9 protein-coding genes and 1 tRNA gene are annotated in these 15,113 nt (G+C 73.7%); 5 read left to right on the top strand and 5 right to left on the bottom strand.

Annotated elements, in window-relative coordinates; translation table 11 throughout:
• Positions 1–147 precede the first annotated feature (147 nt).
• A tRNA-Arg gene (locus ACYVHU_RS06700) sits at positions 148–220 on the top strand.
• 642 nt (positions 221–862) lie between these two features.
• Here ACYVHU_RS06700 and ACYVHU_RS06695 read toward each other — a convergent pair.
• Both ACYVHU_RS06695 and ACYVHU_RS06690 read right to left on the bottom strand, forming a co-directional pair.
• Complete coding sequence (locus ACYVHU_RS06695) at positions 863–1,765, bottom strand: serine hydrolase (protein WP_078763473.1); 903 nt, start codon at positions 1,763–1,765, stop codon at positions 863–865.
• Positions 1,762–2,670, bottom strand: a complete 909-nt coding sequence (locus ACYVHU_RS06690) for a LysR family transcriptional regulator (RefSeq protein WP_078763474.1) — start codon at positions 2,668–2,670, stop codon at positions 1,762–1,764. The genes ACYVHU_RS06695 and ACYVHU_RS06690 overlap by 4 nt, the downstream gene beginning before the upstream one ends.
• 206 nt (positions 2,671–2,876) lie before the next feature.
• On the opposite strand from ACYVHU_RS06690, the gene bla reads away from it, so the two are divergent.
• Together bla and ACYVHU_RS06680 are read left to right on the top strand one after the other, a co-directional pair.
• Positions 2,877–3,809: a class A beta-lactamase gene (gene bla / locus ACYVHU_RS06685; protein ID WP_078763475.1), complete on the top strand. Its 933-nt coding sequence runs from the start codon at positions 2,877–2,879 to the stop codon at positions 3,807–3,809.
• Positions 3,810–3,997: 188 nt separating this feature from the next.
• Positions 3,998–5,401: an APC family permease gene (locus ACYVHU_RS06680; protein ID WP_235001133.1), complete on the top strand. Its 1,404-nt coding sequence runs from the start codon at positions 3,998–4,000 to the stop codon at positions 5,399–5,401.
• Between the two features lie 37 nt (positions 5,402–5,438).
• Here the strand turns inward: ACYVHU_RS06680 and ACYVHU_RS06675 are convergent, their stop codons facing one another.
• A complete protein-coding gene (locus ACYVHU_RS06675; RefSeq protein ID WP_327309113.1) occupies positions 5,439–6,506 on the bottom strand; it encodes a DUF2293 domain-containing protein in 1,068 nt (355 codons plus the stop codon).
• A gap of 206 nt (positions 6,507–6,712) precedes the next feature.
• On the opposite strand from ACYVHU_RS06675, the gene ACYVHU_RS06670 reads away from it, so the two are divergent.
• Positions 6,713–8,431 (top strand): hypothetical protein, encoded by a 1,719-nt coding sequence (locus tag ACYVHU_RS06670; protein WP_498947856.1) that lies wholly within the window; start codon positions 6,713–6,715, stop codon positions 8,429–8,431.
• Positions 8,432–8,503: 72 nt separating this feature from the next.
• Here ACYVHU_RS06670 and ACYVHU_RS06665 read toward each other — a convergent pair whose 3' ends face one another.
• The gene (locus ACYVHU_RS06665) at positions 8,504–10,582 is read right to left on the bottom strand and encodes a SpoIIE family protein phosphatase (protein WP_078763477.1); all 2,079 of its coding nucleotides are present in this window, start codon (positions 10,580–10,582) and stop codon (positions 8,504–8,506) included.
• A gap of 720 nt (positions 10,583–11,302) precedes the next feature.
• Here ACYVHU_RS06665 and ACYVHU_RS06660 point away from each other — a divergent pair.
• Positions 11,303–12,463, top strand: coding sequence for an anhydro-N-acetylmuramic acid kinase (locus ACYVHU_RS06660; protein WP_498947855.1), 1,161 nt, complete (start codon positions 11,303–11,305; stop codon positions 12,461–12,463).
• Positions 12,464–12,574: 111 nt separating this feature from the next.
• Here the strand turns inward: ACYVHU_RS06660 and ACYVHU_RS06655 are convergent.
• The coding region (locus ACYVHU_RS06655) for an ABC transporter permease (RefSeq protein WP_498947853.1) at positions 12,575–15,113 on the bottom strand (2,539 nt) is incomplete at its 5' end.

The raw sequence follows: 15,113 nt of genomic DNA, 5'->3' as shown, positions 1-15,113 counted from the left end.
GCCACCGTGTGGCGAGTATCACCCGGGGTCGATGACAACCCTACTCTCCGAAGCGTACTGAACCCGCCCCCCTTCGGCTTCGGCGCGTCCCATGCGGCTCCTCTCGCACCACGGATCGCGTTCGTCCGTTAGGCTTGGATCCGCATCGGCCTCATAGCTCAGGGGACAGAGCACCGCTCTCCTAAAGCGGGTGTCGCAGGTTCGAATCCTGCTGGGGCCACAGATTCGGGCCGGGACCTCCCGCCGAGGAGCCCCGGCCCTCACCTCCTCTCGCGTCCCTCCTGAGGGTCGCCCGCGGGCCGCATCCGCTCCGTCGATCCGCGCGCTGTCGGCTCGCTCCACGAACCCCTCGTTTCCCGGGGCCCGGAACGGCGCGCGTCCTGCGGGGACGGCCGCGCCTTCGGCCCGGAGAGGGAAGTACGTCACATCCGGGATGCCTGTCCGCCGGCGTCGGCTCCGTCACCCGGGCCCACGCGCTTCTCGTGGAACCGCCGAGGTCGTCCGACTTCCCGGCCGCATCGGGGGAGAGACGCCCCCGTGTCGCCTCAGCGACTTCCACCCGGAACCGAAGACGAGGCGCCGATGGGACGGCCTCTGCGACCGCCGGGGGAGGGCCGCGGGCTCCCGCCCGCCCTTGACCACCAGTCCGGCCTCGCGCGACCTGACGGAGGAGACACCCGTCTCCAGGACCGCCCCGCACGGTTCGCAGCCTCTCCACGGTCGCTCCGGCCGTTTCGATCCCCCTCCCGCATGACCGTGGCCGCCAAGGCCGAAGAGCCCCATGACCGCGACCACCGCGATAGTCCGGGAAAGAGGCCGGCCGCTCCCGGAATCAGGGGACACGGGGCCGGACGGGCACGCCCTACATCCCCCTCAGGTGGTCGCGCAGGGCGCGCGCGACCCGGCCCATGACCGCCTCGGCCCCCGGCTGGTGGATGGCCGGCACACGCGACTCGGTGAGCGCGGCGACGGCGAAGAGCTGACCGTCGTCGTGTTCGACGACGCCGACCTCATGGCGGAGGTTGAGCAGGGTCCCGGTCTTGGAGGACCAGGTCGAGGCGTCGGAGACGAAGTCGGGGGTGAGGCGCTGGCGCAGGAGATTGTCGGCCATGAGCTCACGCACCCGCGCGGCCACCCCGGGATCGATCGCCGACGGCCTCCACAGGGCCTGGAGCAGGTCGACGAACGCCCGGGCCGACCCCGAGCTGGCGCGGGTGACGTCGAGCTGGGGGACCCGGTGGCCCCGCCCCTCCGTGCCGGCCTCGATCGCCAGGAAGTGGGCGAGGTGCGCGTCGTCCGGACCGAGGCGGTCGGCCGGGGTCTCGTTGAGCAGCCGGATGGTGTGCCGGATGGTGATCCCCCGAAGGCCGTACTCCCGCATCAGCGCGGCGACCCGGGCGGGCGGGGTGAAGGCGAAGAGCACGTCGGAGGCCGTGTTGTCGCTGACGCACAGGCTGAGGTAGATCAGGTCCTCGATCGCGATCCGGGCCGGGTGGCGGAACTTGCTCAACCCGCTGGGTCCGGGCGCCAGCGTGTCCGAGAGGTGCACCAGGACGGGCTCGGCCAGGTCGATCTCCCCCTTCCGGGCGCGTTCCAGCGTGGCGACGGCGAGCGGGACCTTGACGAGGGAGGCGGTGGGGTACTCCAGGTCCGGCTCGATGCCGATCTCCTCTCCGGAGCGCAGGTCGCGGACGAGGAAGGAACCGCGCAGTCCCGCGTCGTCGAGGACCCGCCGTAGTTCCCTGAGCAGGGCCGCGGCGCTCACTGCGCCTCCCCCTGGTCGGCCGGCGTCGCGCTGTCGGCGGGGACGCCGAGGCATCGGGCGATCTCCTCGGTCAACGGCAGGCGGACGCGCTCGGCGTCCTCCCCGGTCCCCGCCGACACGTCGAACCCCCGAACGAGGCGGACCCCGCCGATGGGGCGCCAGTGCAGTCCCAGTTCTTCCGCCTGGGCCGGCGAGCACAACAGCAGGTCGGCCGAACCGAGGACGTCGGCGACCGCGGAGGTGAGGGCGGGAGCGACCGCGACCTGCGCCGGCTGGAGTCCCACGGCGTCGCGGATCCGAAAGAGCCGGTCGCGGATGTGGGGAACGTCGTCCTCGGGTTGCAGCCAGACGCGCCGCCGCACGACGGGGTCGGCCCGGCCGGCGCGCAGGGTCTCCAGGTGGACGGTCTCCACCCGGGGCGGGGCCGCGGACGCCAGCCCGAGGGGGACCCGCCAGTACCCGTCGTCGGCGGGCACCGCGACGAGGGCCGCGCGCACCTGCCCGAAGGCGAGCAGTTCGGCGCGGCGCGCCGGCGCCGCGGGAACGAAGTCGAGGTGGAGCCCCTGCCGTCGGGCCTCGGCGTCGAGGAACGCGAGGTCGCGGGTGGGACAGGTGTCGGGCACCGCGAACCGGATGGGGGTGAGCCGGGCGCGCTCCGCGTCGTGTTCCATGGCCTCGGCCAGCTCGACCAGGCGCTTGGCCGAGGCCAGCATCTCGCGTCCGAACGGGGTGAGCGTGGCGCGCCGCGTCGAGCGGTCGAAGAGCCGGCCTCCCAGGTGCCGTTCCAGGGCCGCGATGCGGCGGCTGGCGACGGGTTGGGGGATGCGCGCGGCTGCGGCGCCGAGGGTGAAGCTGCCCCGCTCGCTCACGCTGACGAATGCCTTGCAGGCGCCGACGAGATCCACTCCCAGAGAGTATGCCAATTCAACATCGAAACCCTTGTTTTCGTCTTAGACGGTATCGAAGGACGGGGTGAGACTTCCCTGAGTCCCGTTCCACGGCGTCGCCCCGGGGCGACGGCCCGGTCGGAGACGTCCGCGGTGGCCTCGTTGCGCGCCGGGACGGGACCCCCGCGGAGGCCCCGCGGGGACACCAGGACGGAAGAAGGACGATGAACAACATCCGCATGCCGCGCGGCGGGGTCGCGGCCCTGGCCGCGCTCGCGCTCGCTCCGCTCGCCGGCTGTTCGACGGCCGACGAGCCCGTGTCCCCCGCCGCCGCGGAGTCGCCCATCGCGGCCGGGTCGGCCTCGGACCGGTCGGACGCCCACGCGGGGGACTTCGAACGGCTCGAAGGCGAGTTCGACGCCCGCCTCGGCGTCTACGCGATCGACACCGGCAGCGGCGAGACCGTCACCCATCGCGCCGACGAGCGGTTCGCCTACGCCTCCACCATCAAGGCGCTCCAGGTGGGTGCCGTCCTCCAGCAGAACACGCTCGAGGAGATGGAGGAGGTCGTCACCTACGACGAGGAGGACCTGGTCACCTACTCCCCCATCACCGAACAGCACGTCGACACCGGGATGACGCTGCGCGAGGTGAGCGACGCCGCCGTCCGCTACAGCGACAACACCGCGGCCAACCTGTTGTTCGAGGAGCTGGGCGGTCCCGCCGCCCTCGACGCCGCGCTGGAGGGGATCGGCGACGACGTCGCCGAGGTGGTGCGGATCGAACCCGAGCTCAACGCGACCGCTCCCGGCGACACCCGCGACACCAGCACCCCGCGGGCCATGGCGGACAGCCTGCGCGCCTACGCGCTGGGCGACGTCCTGCCCGCCGACGAGCGCGCGGTCCTCACCGACATGCTCAAGGGCAACACGACCGGGGACGCGCTGATCCGCGCCGGCGTCCCCGACGACTGGGAGGTCGGCGACAAGACCGGCGCGGCCGACTACGGCACCCGCAACGACATCGCGATCCTGTGGCCCCCGGACGAGGACCCGATCGTCGTCGCGGTCATGTCCGACAAGGACACCCCCGACGCCGAGTACGACGACGCGCTCATCGCCGAGGCCGCGCAGGTGGTCGTCGAGGCGCTGGGGTAGGCCCGTTCGACAGGCGCGGCGCGGGGATCGGTCCCCGCGCCGCGCCTTCGGCGTTCTCCAGGGGTGTTGGCCCCGCGGTTGGTCCCGATGTGGCCGAATTAGCAGTTCTCAGTTCCATAAGCCGTGAACGGGTAGATGCCTTCCACAACGCGAAAAGAACACCAGGCGAGAGAAGGGGCGGGATCGACGTGGACAACGAGACGAAGCCGGTCCCCGGAGCACCGGTGGAAGAGCCCCGTGGCGGAAACACCCCCTTGAAGCGGGTCATCGGTCCGCGACTCCTGTTGTTCTTCGTCGTCGGCGACATCCTCGGCACCACGGTCTACTCGCTGACCGGCCAGGTCGCGGGACGGGTCGGCGGCGCGCTGTGGGTACCGTTCCTGGTCGCCTTCGCGGTGGCGTTCCTGACCGCGTTCAGCTACCTGGAGCTGGTCGGCAAGTATCCGCGCGCGGCGGGCGCGGCGTTGTACGTGCACAAGGCGTTCGGGGTGCACTTCCTGACGTTCATGGTGGCCTTCGCCGTCATGTGCTCGGGCATCACCTCGGCGTCGTCGGCGGCGCAGGGGTTCAGCGGCGACTACCTGAAGGCGATCGTCGGACCGGACGTCCCGTCGTGGATCGTGGCCATCGGTTTCCTCCTCCTGCTCGCCGGCATCAACCTGCGCGGCGTCAGCGAGTCGGTCCGTGTCAACGCGGTCCTCACCACGATCGAGGTCGCCGGCCTGCTCATCGTCATCCTCTTCGGCGCCATCGCGCTGTTCGGTGGGCCGATGTCCGGCGATGTCGACCCGGATCCCGGACGGCTGCTGGAGTTCAACCCCGACAACGGTCCCTTCCTGGCGGTCACCTCGGCCACCGCGCTCGCCTTCTTCGCCATGGTCGGTTTCGAGGATTCGGTGAACATGGCCGAGGAGACCAAGGACCCCGTGCGGACCTTCCCGCGGGTGGTGCTGCTGGGGTTGTGCATCACCGCGGCGATCTACCTGCTCATCGCCGTGATCACCTCGTCCCTGGTGCCGACGGGCCTGCTGGCGGACTCCGACGGCCCGCTGCTCCTGGTCGTGCAGGCCGCCGCGCCGTGGTTCCCGCCGGTCCTGTTCTCGCTCATCGCGATGTTCGCGCTGACCAACACCGCGCTGATCAACATGCTGATGGCGAGCCGGCTGCTCTACGGCATGGCCAACGAGCGCATCATCCCGCGCGCCTTCGGCAGGGTGCTGGCGCTGCGGCGGACCCCGTGGGTGTCCATCCTGTTCACCAGCGCCATCGCCGTCATCCTGGTCAGTTCGGTGTCCATCGCCGAGCTCGGCGGCACCACCTCGCTGCTGCTGTTGATGGTGTTCGCGGTGGTCAACGTCGCGGTCCTGGTGCTCCGTAAGGACAAGGTCGCCCATCCCCACTTCACCGCGCCCACGTGGGTCCCCGTGCTCGGCGTCCTCACCTGCGTGTTCTTCGCCCTGCCCATCACCGGCCGGCCGTTGCAGGAGTACGTGATCGCGGGCGCGCTGCTGGCCGTCGGCGTGCTCTTCTGGCTGCTCAACCATCTCCTCCACCGCGGGACCGACTTCGACCCGGCCGCCCTCAGGAAGTGACCGCGCGGGCGGGGAGCCCGGCGGGAGGCCGCCGGGGTCAGCCGGACCAGCGCGCGAGGACCCGGTCGATACCGGCCGCGATGCGCTCCCGGGCCGCCTGCCGGGGCACCCCGGCCATCAGCAGCGCGTCGTAGTCGGTGTCCTCGTGGCGCACCGAGGCGATGACGGCGGCCCGCACGGCCCGGGGTTCGAGTTCCCGGCCCGCCGCCGAACGGCCGACCCGGCCGCTGCCCCGCGCCCCGGCGTGCCGGGCGATCCGCTCGGCCCGTTCCGGCGGGCATCCGGGGAACATGCGGACGATCTCCTCGGCCATGCGCGCCTGGAAGTCGACGTCCCACTCCTGCCTGCGGACGCGGTCGCGCTCCCTGCGCCGTGCCCGCGCGTCCTCGTCGGCGAGGACCTGCTCCTCCGCGCGTTCCAGCGCCCCCTCCTCCACCAGCAGGCCCGTCCGGTCATAGCGTTTGCGGCGCCGGTTCCACCGTGTCACCACCGCTGAGAGCGCGCTCTCCTTCTTGGCCCGGCGGGTCAGTACCGCGCTGCCCGCGGGGAGGAAGACCAGGTGGTCCATGTCCGCGCAGGTCAGACAGATCTGCTGGTCCTCGTCGGCGATCGAGAACGGGGCGTTGTCCGCGCACTCGGCGCAGGCCCACCCGGGGCCGGTCTCGACGACGACGAGGTCGGGGGCCTTCTCGTGCCGTTCGGCCAGGCGCCGACGCCGGGCCGGTGACAGGTCGGGCGAGACCCAGTGGCGGCGGTAGGCCTGTTCCACGCTCTCGTCTCCCGTGGCGGTGAAGCGCAGCGGACGCCGGTCGCGCGTGGCGGTCACGTAGACGGCCTCCTCGGGCGTCAGGCCGTTGCGTTCGGCCCAGCGCCGCACCAGCCGGACGGCCGCCACGAGCCTGTCCTCGGGCACCGCGACCGCCTCCCCGAGGTGGCCGAGGCGTCCCTGCCGCCAGGCGTCGGCCGGTTTCGCGGTCAACCAGCCGAGATCGGTCAGCACGTCCACCGGTGCGACCACGCCGCTCTTGGTCAGTCTCCTGTCCGCGGCGGCCACGATCCTGCGGCCGAGTCTCGTGTCGAGGTCGTCGTGTTGCACGCTGTTCACCGATCCAACCGTGGGGCATGGGCCTGTCCGACGGCGTGCAGGTTATCCGTTGCGGCGGACTTCCCCCTTCCGTCACCGTCGCGTGACCTGGCGGTGCTTAGGATCCTGGTGTCGTCGTCCGTCGCCCCGGCCTGGTGCGCGCCGGCCCGAGGACCCCCTCGGCCCGTCCCCGGGCACCGCCGCGCCGGTGCGGGTGAGGAGCCCCCATGTCCCGTTCCCGCGGCCCCGCCCGATCCGTGCGCCGCCTGTCCGCCGTCTTGACCGCGGCGGTGGTCGCGTTCGGGGCGTCGGCGGCCCACGCCGACGACACGCTGGACCGGGCGGCGCGCGCCCTGCGTGATGGCGGCGGCCTGTGGGTCGAGGACGGCGCCGAGGGGCTGGACCCCCAGAGCCGGGAGATGATCGACGCCCGGCTGGCCGGGGCGCACGGCCCGGTACGGGTGGCGCTGACTGCCTCGGGGGACCCCTCCGAGACGGTCCGGGCGCTCGCCGAGGAGATCGGGGAGCCCGGGGTCTATGTCGCCCTGACCGAGGAGCGCGGGATCACCGGCGACACGACCCTGCACGTCTCCTGGGAGAACGTGGACACCGGCGTGGACGACGGCACGCTGGAGGAGCACCTCTCCTACGGTCCCGGCGGCATCGAGGGGCAGCTCATGTCCCTGCCCGAGCTGCTGGGCGACGACCTGCTCGGCGAGGTGGGCGACGCCGCTCGGACGCAGACCGTCTACGTCCATCCTGCCGTCCGCGCCGGGCTGCCCGGCTTCGACGCGGACGCGGTCACCGGGTTGTACGCGGACGTCCCCGGCGTCCGGATCGCCGTGCTGCCCACCTCCGTCCGCGAGGAGGAGGAGCTGGCCGAGGCCCTGCTGGCCCCCTTGGGGGACGACGGCGTCGCCCTGCTGGCCTTCTGGGAGCACGGTCGGTTCACCCTGGTACCGGCCGCGGGCCCCGAGGCGACCGACCCCGCCGACCTCGCGTCGGCCCTCTTCTCCGCCGGGACCGGCCCCGATGAGCTGGCGGCGACGTTGACCGAGTTCGCCCCGATGGTCGAGGGCGACGTCGTGGCGGCGGCGCGGGCCGGGCTGCGGGAGGGGCACCTCTACGTCCACCCGCTGCTCGTCGACGACCTCGCCGAGGAGGAGCGCCGGCGCCTGGACTCCGAGCTCGCCGGCCTGGCCTCACCGGTGCGGATCGCCGTTCTCCCCGCCCGGGCGGTGGAGTTCGAGGTGCGGCGGGAGGAGGGGAGCGTCGACGACGGTCTCGCCCGGCGGGTGGCCGGGGAGGGAGACGACCCGGTGGTGCTGCTCACCGTGGACGGCCGGGGGCGGGTCTGGGACCGGCTCACCCACGGTGAGCCGCCCGGGGGCGTCGGCGAGGACGGGATCTTCTCCCTGTCCACGGCGGTCGAGGTCGGTTACACCCCCGACAGCCTCGACGCCTCCCTCACCGAGCTGGTCGGTCTGCTCGGCGAGCAGGAGCCGGCGCCGCCGGCCGGTGGCGGGGAGGGTCCCGGCTGGCCGGTCCTGGCCGTGATCGCCGGCGGACTGCTGTCCCCGCTCCTGGTCCTGAGCACGGTGCTCGTTCTCGTCAACTCCCGCGCGGCGGCGCGCCGGCGTCGGGAGGAGGCCGACGACGCCGAGATCATGGCGCGGCTTCGCGCGGAGGAGGCCGAACGGGTGGAGGCGATCAGGGCGGAGAACGACCGGCTCATCACCGACCTCGGCGAGGGGCTGGCCGGGGCCGCCTCCCCGGTCGTGGACCCGGCCTCGGTGTTCGAGGAGCACCTGCGCGGCTACGAGGAGCTGAAGCGGGACAACCGCGACGCCCACGACATCGACGCGATCGTCGCGGTGCGCGACCGGGCCCGAGCGGCGCTGGCCGGCCTGGCGGAATGGGATCGCCGCCAGGAGGAGGGGGCCTGACCTGGGAGCCGCCGGTCGGCGTGCCCCCGGGCCGTACCGTTGGACGGCCCAGGCGCGCCAGGACGGCGCGGTTCAGCCCTCGCCGACGGTGCGCAACAAGAGCAGCACGACGTCGTCGGTGCGGTGCTCGGCCAGATGCGCATGGCTGGTGAGCCGGTTGGCGAGGTGCCCGAGCGGTCGGTCGCCCTCACGGCCCAGCCGGTCGGCCAGGTCCGACACCGCGTCGTCGAGGTCCACACCGGGCTCCTCGACCAGGCCGTCGGTGTAGAGGGCGAGGATTGCCCCCGGCGGCATCGGCAGCCGGACCTCCGGGTACTCCGCCGTCGGGTCGATCCCGAGGAGCAGGCCGCCCGGCACGTCCACGACCTCGGTCCGCCCCGAGGGGTGGCGCAGAAGCGGCTGGGGATGGCCGGCCCGGGCCAGGCACGCCTCGTTGCGGCGCAGGTTCAGGTGCAGGTAGACGCAGCTGACGAACAGCCCCGGATCGAGGTCGGTGAGCAGCCGGTTGGTCCGGGCCAGGACCCGTTCCGGATCGCCGTTGGAGGTGGCCGCGTAGGCGCGCACCGCGGTGCGGACCTGCCCCATGAGCGCGGCGGCCGTGACGTTGTGTCCCTGGACGTCGCCGACCACCGCCGCGATCTCGTCCTCGCCGAGCCGGATCAGGTCGTAGAAGTCGCCGCCGATGTCCATGCCCTCGGTGCCGGGGAGGTAGCGGGCCGCGCTCTCCAGTCCCGGCAGCGCGGGCAGCTCATGGGGCAGCAGCCCCGACTGGAGGCCGCGGGCGAGCTCGTGCTCGACGTCGTAGAGGCGGGCCCGTTCGAGGGCCTGGGCGATGAGGCCCCCCAACGAGTTCAGCACCGCCCGCTCCTCGACGCTGAACTGGTGGGAGCGGGTGAAGGCGAGCACGCAGGTGCCGATGGGTCGGCCCGAGGCGATCAACGGCAGGAACGCCCACGCCCCCATCCCCTGCTGGGTGCCCGAACGCGCCGGGTAGACGCGTTCCAGATCCTCGCGCGTCTCGAAGAACGTGGGCGCGCCGGTGACCAGCGCGTGGGCCCCGGGCGTGAACGAGGTGATCGGGGTGTGGTCGAACAGTTCGGCGGTGCTGGGCTCGTAACCGCGGTAGCCGATGACGCGCAGCCGCCCGGCCTCGACCGTCAGCAGGGCCAGCGCCTGCCCGCCGAACGCCGGCATGATCTGGTCGGCCACCGTGTCCACGACGTCGCGCACTCCCCGCGCCTCGGTCAGCGCGCTGGCGAGTTCGAGCAGGTGGTAGAACGCCCCCACCCGGGTGGGGGTGGCCGGCCCCGGCGGGGACGCGCTCGGAGAGGGCGGTTCGGCCCGGCCGTCCGCGTTGACCGGGCGGACGCGCGCCGTCACCCCCGAACGGTCGGGGTACAGCTCGAAGGAGAGCCACCGGTCCGGTGGGCGCACCGCGACGAAGGAGGTGGAGCGCTGGGTGATCAGCGCGGCCCGGTAGCGGTCCTCATACACCGGGTCGCGCAGCCAGGACAGACCTCCCCACAGGCGGACGCCCACCAGCCGCTCGGCGGGTTCGCCGAGGAGCCGGGCCGCGGTGGGGGTGACGGCGGTGAGGCGGCCCCGCAGGTCCAGGGAGCACATCCCCTCCGGTAACCGGTCGGCCATCGATGCGAGCACGTCGGGGGTTGACGTCCCCTGGTCGTGGGGAAGGAATTCCAGCGTGTCGGATGTCGGGCGGATCGGGGCGCCGGCCCGTTCCGCCTCGTCCAGGAGGCCGGCGATGTCGGCGACGCCCGCGCGCATCCGCTCCCAGACCGTCTCGTCCGGTGGCGCCTCGGCCCGCCCTCCCGGCCACAGCACGAACACCGCGCCGTGGACCGTGCCGTCGGCGATGATGGGCAGCGCGGCCAGGGGGAAGTCGTAGGGCAGGGCGATGGCCGCGCGCGGATACCTGCGGACCATCTCCTGGGCCCCGCTGACCCATACCGGGCTGCGCCGCCGCACGACGTCGGCCAGCGGCAGGGGGACGTCCAGGCCGATGCGCAGCCAGGGGTGGGCGAACTCCGTCGGCAGCCCCACCATCACCGTGATGCCGAGGGAGTGCTCGTCGGGGACCAGGAGATAGAGCGCTCCCACATGCGCTCCGACGTCACCGAGCATGTCGGCCATCCGACCCGCCAGTTCCTGCCTGCCGGGAATTGCGCCAACGGGTTCCACGCGAAGTCTCGGCTGGTCACCCACCACGGTCCCCGCCTTCCGGCGCGCGGGGGTCGCGCTCTTGACGCCCCGCACCGCCTTTGGTGTGACCGTTCCCGCGTGTGTCGGCCGGCCCCTCTCGGCCTCGGGGAGACGGTCGTCCCTCACCACCCATAATCCCGACGATACGCGCACCCGCCGGAGAGGACACCCCGCCTTCGTCCCACGGTATGAGGGGACCTCCGGGGCGGGGACGGAGATCGCCCGCCCTCCCCGCAAAGGGAATTCCCGACTTGGGGAAATCCCTGGTCAACCCGCGAACGCCGGTCCGGGCCGGATCGGCTGCCGCCCGTGCCCGCCGGGCTGAGAAGCCGCACCGCCGCGTCGAGGAAGCGGACCGTCCCCGCCCGGCCAGGTCGGGCTCCCGGCCGGGCCCCCCATCGGGGAGCCCGAGGGGACGGTGGGCACCGCGCCGGCACCACAGCGCGCTCTCGCGGGACCCCGCGCCACCGCCGTCGGGCGGCCCCTCGCCCAGCCCGCACCACCACGTGGCCCGACGGCCCGGTTCCGGGTTTGCCGCGCGGGGCGGGACGGGCAGGTAGGGCACGACGCCACCCGCCTCCGCGCCGGCCCGTGGACGGCGGCCCACCACGCGGGTCCCGTGGCCGGAACAGGCCGGGAGGGGAGACGCGCGTGATCGTGATCGGCCTGTCATCGGGGACCTCGGTGGACGGCATCGACGTGGCGGTGGCCGACCTCGCCCTGGAGGGCGGGGAGGTCACGCTCGCCCCGATCGCCCACGACACGTTCGCCTACCCCGCGGACCTGCGCGCGGACATCCTGGCCGTACTGCCGCCCGCCACCACCACGATCGGTGCCGTCTGCCGGTTGGACACCCGTGTCGGACGCGCCTTCGCCGCCGCGGCCCGGCACGCCCTGGACCACCTGTGCCCGGCCGGCCGGGCCGACCTCGTCGCCTCGCACGGGCAGACCGTCTTCCACTGGGTCGAGGAGGGCGCCGTCCAGGGCACCCTGCAACTCGGGCAACCGGCGTGGATCGTCGAGGAGACCGGCCTGCCGGTCGTCTCCGACCCGCGGTCCCGCGACATCGCGGCCGGCGGTCAGGGCGCTCCGCTGGCCAGCACCCTGGACACGCTGTGGCTGGCGGGCCGCGACGCCCCGGTGGCGGCGCTCAACCTGGGCGGGATCGCGAACCTCACCGTCGTCGCGCCCGATGGCACAGCCGTTGCCTTCGACACCGGCCCGGGCAACGCGCTGCTGGACGCCGCCGCGGCGCGCCTGGGCGAGGCGATGGACCGGGACGGGCGGCGGGCCCTGCGCGGGCGGGTGCACGCGGAACTGTTGGCGCGGCTGCGCGCCGAGCCCTACTACGCCCGCCCCTTTCCCAAGACCACCAGCCGGGAGCTGTTTCACGCCGGCCATCTCGCGGCGGCGCTGCGCGGGCTGGAGGTGGCCGAGGACGACGTGTTCGCGACGTTGGCCGAGCTGACCGCCTCGACCGTGGCCGACGCCTGCCGCGGCCACGGGGTCACCGAGGTCGTCGCCTCGGGTGGGGGGGTGCGCAACCCGGCGCTGGTGGCCGCGCTGCGGAGGACGCTGGCACCGGTACCGTTGCGCGCGGCGGAGGACCACGGGATCCCCTCCGACGCCAAGGAGGCCTACCTGTTCGCCCTGCTCGGCTTCCTTACCTGGCGGGGCGCCGCGGCGACGGTCCCTTCCTGCACCGGCGCGCGCGTGCCCACGCCGGTCGGGCGCGTCTCCCCCGCCTCGGCCACGCTCCCGTTTCCCCGGAGCCTGCGCGTCGTGTCCTCCACCGGTGGGGCGGGGCGCTAGGCCGTCCCCGTTCGGGCGGTACCGCGCCGGGTCCTGGCCCCGTGATCCGCGCCGGGGCCGCGCCCGCCCCGGACGGCCCGGGGCGGGCGCGGCCGGTTCCGGCCGGTCCCGTCACTCGGCGGCCAGGGACGCCGTGATCGAGGCCCGCGCGGCCACGCGGGAGGGCAGCAGCGCCGAGAGCAGGCCGGCCACCGCCGCGGTTCCGACGAACAGCGCGATCTCCCCCACGGGGACGGCGACCGCCGCGCCCTCCATCACCACCCGGCCGGTGACAGAGCCGAAGAGCACGCCGAGGGCCACCCCGACCACCCCTCCGATGACGGAGACCACCACGGCCTCGGCACCGACCATGACGCGCAGCCGCGCCGTCGACAGCCCCAGGGCGCGCAGCAGCGCGGACTCGCGGGCGCGTTCCAGCACCGACAGGGCCATGGTGTTGGCGATCCCGAACACCGCGATGAGAATCGCCAGTCCCAGCAGGGCGGCGACCACCAGGAAGACCTGGTCCAAGATGGCGGTGTACTGCTCCTTGATCACGCCGACGCTGTTCAGCGCGACCGTCGGCTCGTCGGCGATCGCCTCCTCCAGGACGGCGCGCGCCCGCTCGCCGGAAACACCGTCGGCCAGCACGACGTAGACCATCTCGTCGGCGTCCCGGTCGAATCCGGTGGCGAAGTCCCGCTCGGGCAGCGTCACCCCCGGCAGGATCGTGTCGTCGCCGACGACCGCCACGATCTGTGTGGCGCGTTCGCCGTCGTGGGTCGCCAGGGACAGCGTGTCGCCGACCGTCACGTCCAGCTCCCGCGCCACCCGCTCCTTCAGCACGGCGGTCCCCTCGACCGCGGCGTCGAGGTCGCCCTCGACGTCGCCGCCACGGCCGCCCTCGGCGATGGAGATCCCGGTGACCGTGCCCACCGGGACCGTGACACCGTCGACCTCGGCGTCGACGACCCGGGTCGTGTAGACCTCGGTGAAGATGCCGTCGTCGCGCAGCCCTTCGGCGATCTCCCCCGGGATTCCGGCGTTCTCGTCGTCGTAGTAGCGGGAGAGCGCGTAGTCGATGGGGAACTGCCGGTCGAGCTTGTCCTCCACGCTCTGCTCGATCGACGCCGCGATGACCGAGTAGCCGCTGACAAGGGTGACCCCGACGGTCAGGGCGATCATGGCGGTGGCGGCGCGGCGGGGGCTGCGCCGGACGTTGTCCGCGGCCAGCGTGCCGGCCACACCGGCGCGGCGCAGCACCACGCCGAACACGGGGGCCAGCAGCCGGACCAGCAACGGTCCCAACGCCACCACGCCAATGAAGGCGAGCAGGCCGGCCGCCGCGGCGAGCCCCATCGCGGTCTCCCCGGGTTCCCCGCGCAGCGCGACGGCGCACAGGAGGGCGGAGCCCGTGAGGAACGGCAGGGCGCCCACCACGCGCACCACGCCGGCCCGGCGTCCCTCGGGCACGTCGGCGACCATGCCCTCGCGCAGCGCGGCCAACGGTGGGACCCGGGTCGCGCGCGCGGCCGGCACCAGCGCCGACGCCAGCGTCACGACCGTGCCGACGGCCAGTCCGGCCACGATGCTCACCGGTCCCACGACCGGGGAGACCGGCACCGTTTCGGCCTGGGATGCGGTGAGCACCGCGAACCCGGCGACGCCCAGTCCGACGCCGGCGGCGACGCCGAGCGCGGAGGAGAGCAGGCCGGTGACGAGGGCTTCGGTGAGGACGCCGCGGAAGACCTGGGCGCGGGTGGCGCCGGCGCAGCGGAGCAGGGCCGTCTCGCGGCGCCGTTGGGCGATGAGGATGGCGAAGGTGTTGTAGATGACGAGGGCGCCGACGAACACCGCGACCGCCGCGAACAGCAGCAGGGCGCTGCCGATCGTGCGCGCCTGGAGGCCGGCCGCGGCGGAGAGCTCCTCGGCGTAGTCCTGTCCGGTCGCGACGGTGACGGCGCCGGCGTCCTCCGCGACGACGGCGGCGCGCACGGCCTCGGCGACCCGCTCCTGCGGCACGCCCTCGGCCCCGATGACGTCGATCTCGGCGTAGTCCGCGCGGCCGGTCAGCTCCGCCGCGGTCGCGGGGGTGTAGAACAGCGCCCCCCGGTGGTTGAGCTCGGGGTCGACGCCGCCGTCGACGAGGCCGACGACGGTGAACACGTGGGTTTCCCCATCGGCTCCGGCCACCTCGACCTCGTCGCCGATCCCCTGGCCGGTCTGGCGCGCGGTGGAGGTGAGGAGGGCCGCCTCGTCGGCGGCCCCGGGAGCGCGGCCGGTGACGATGGGGTAGCGGTGCAGCGCCTCGTCCTCGGGCAGGGACAGCCCCAGCGTCGGGACCTGGCCGGCGGCCCGGCCCCGCTCGTCGAGCAGCGCGGCCGTGCCGTGGACGAGGCCGGCCGCGTCGGCCACCTCGGGCAGGTCGCGGACCGCCCGGAGGGTGTCCGGTCCCAGTCCGCTGGGTTTCTCTCCTCCGGGCTCTTCGACGTAGGCCAGGGCGTCGAGGCGGTCCACCCCGCCGAGCGCCTGGGTGCGGTAGCCGTGGCGGAGGGTGTCGGTGAAGACGAGGGTGCCGGTGACGAACATGACGCCCAGCACGATGGCCAGGGCGGTGGTGAACAGGCGGCCCTTGTGCAGGCGCAGGCCGGCCAGGGTGGTGCGTAGCACG

This window comes from Marinactinospora endophytica, from assembly GCF_054780875.1.
Note: the sequence above shows the minus strand (reverse complement) of the source record. Positions and strands in the feature narration are given on the sequence as shown.

Excerpts from the sequence above, each read along its gene's own strand:
- bla (WP_078763475.1), top strand. The coding sequence starts at position 2,877 with ATGAACAACATCCGCATGCCGCGCGGCGGGGTCGCGGCCCTGGCCGCG.
- ACYVHU_RS06670 (WP_498947856.1), top strand. The coding sequence starts at position 6,713 with ATGTCCCGTTCCCGCGGCCCCGCCCGATCCGTGCGCCGCCTGTCCGCC.
- ACYVHU_RS06665 (WP_078763477.1), bottom strand. The coding sequence starts at position 10,582 with ATGGCCGACATGCTCGGTGACGTCGGAGCGCATGTGGGAGCGCTCTAT.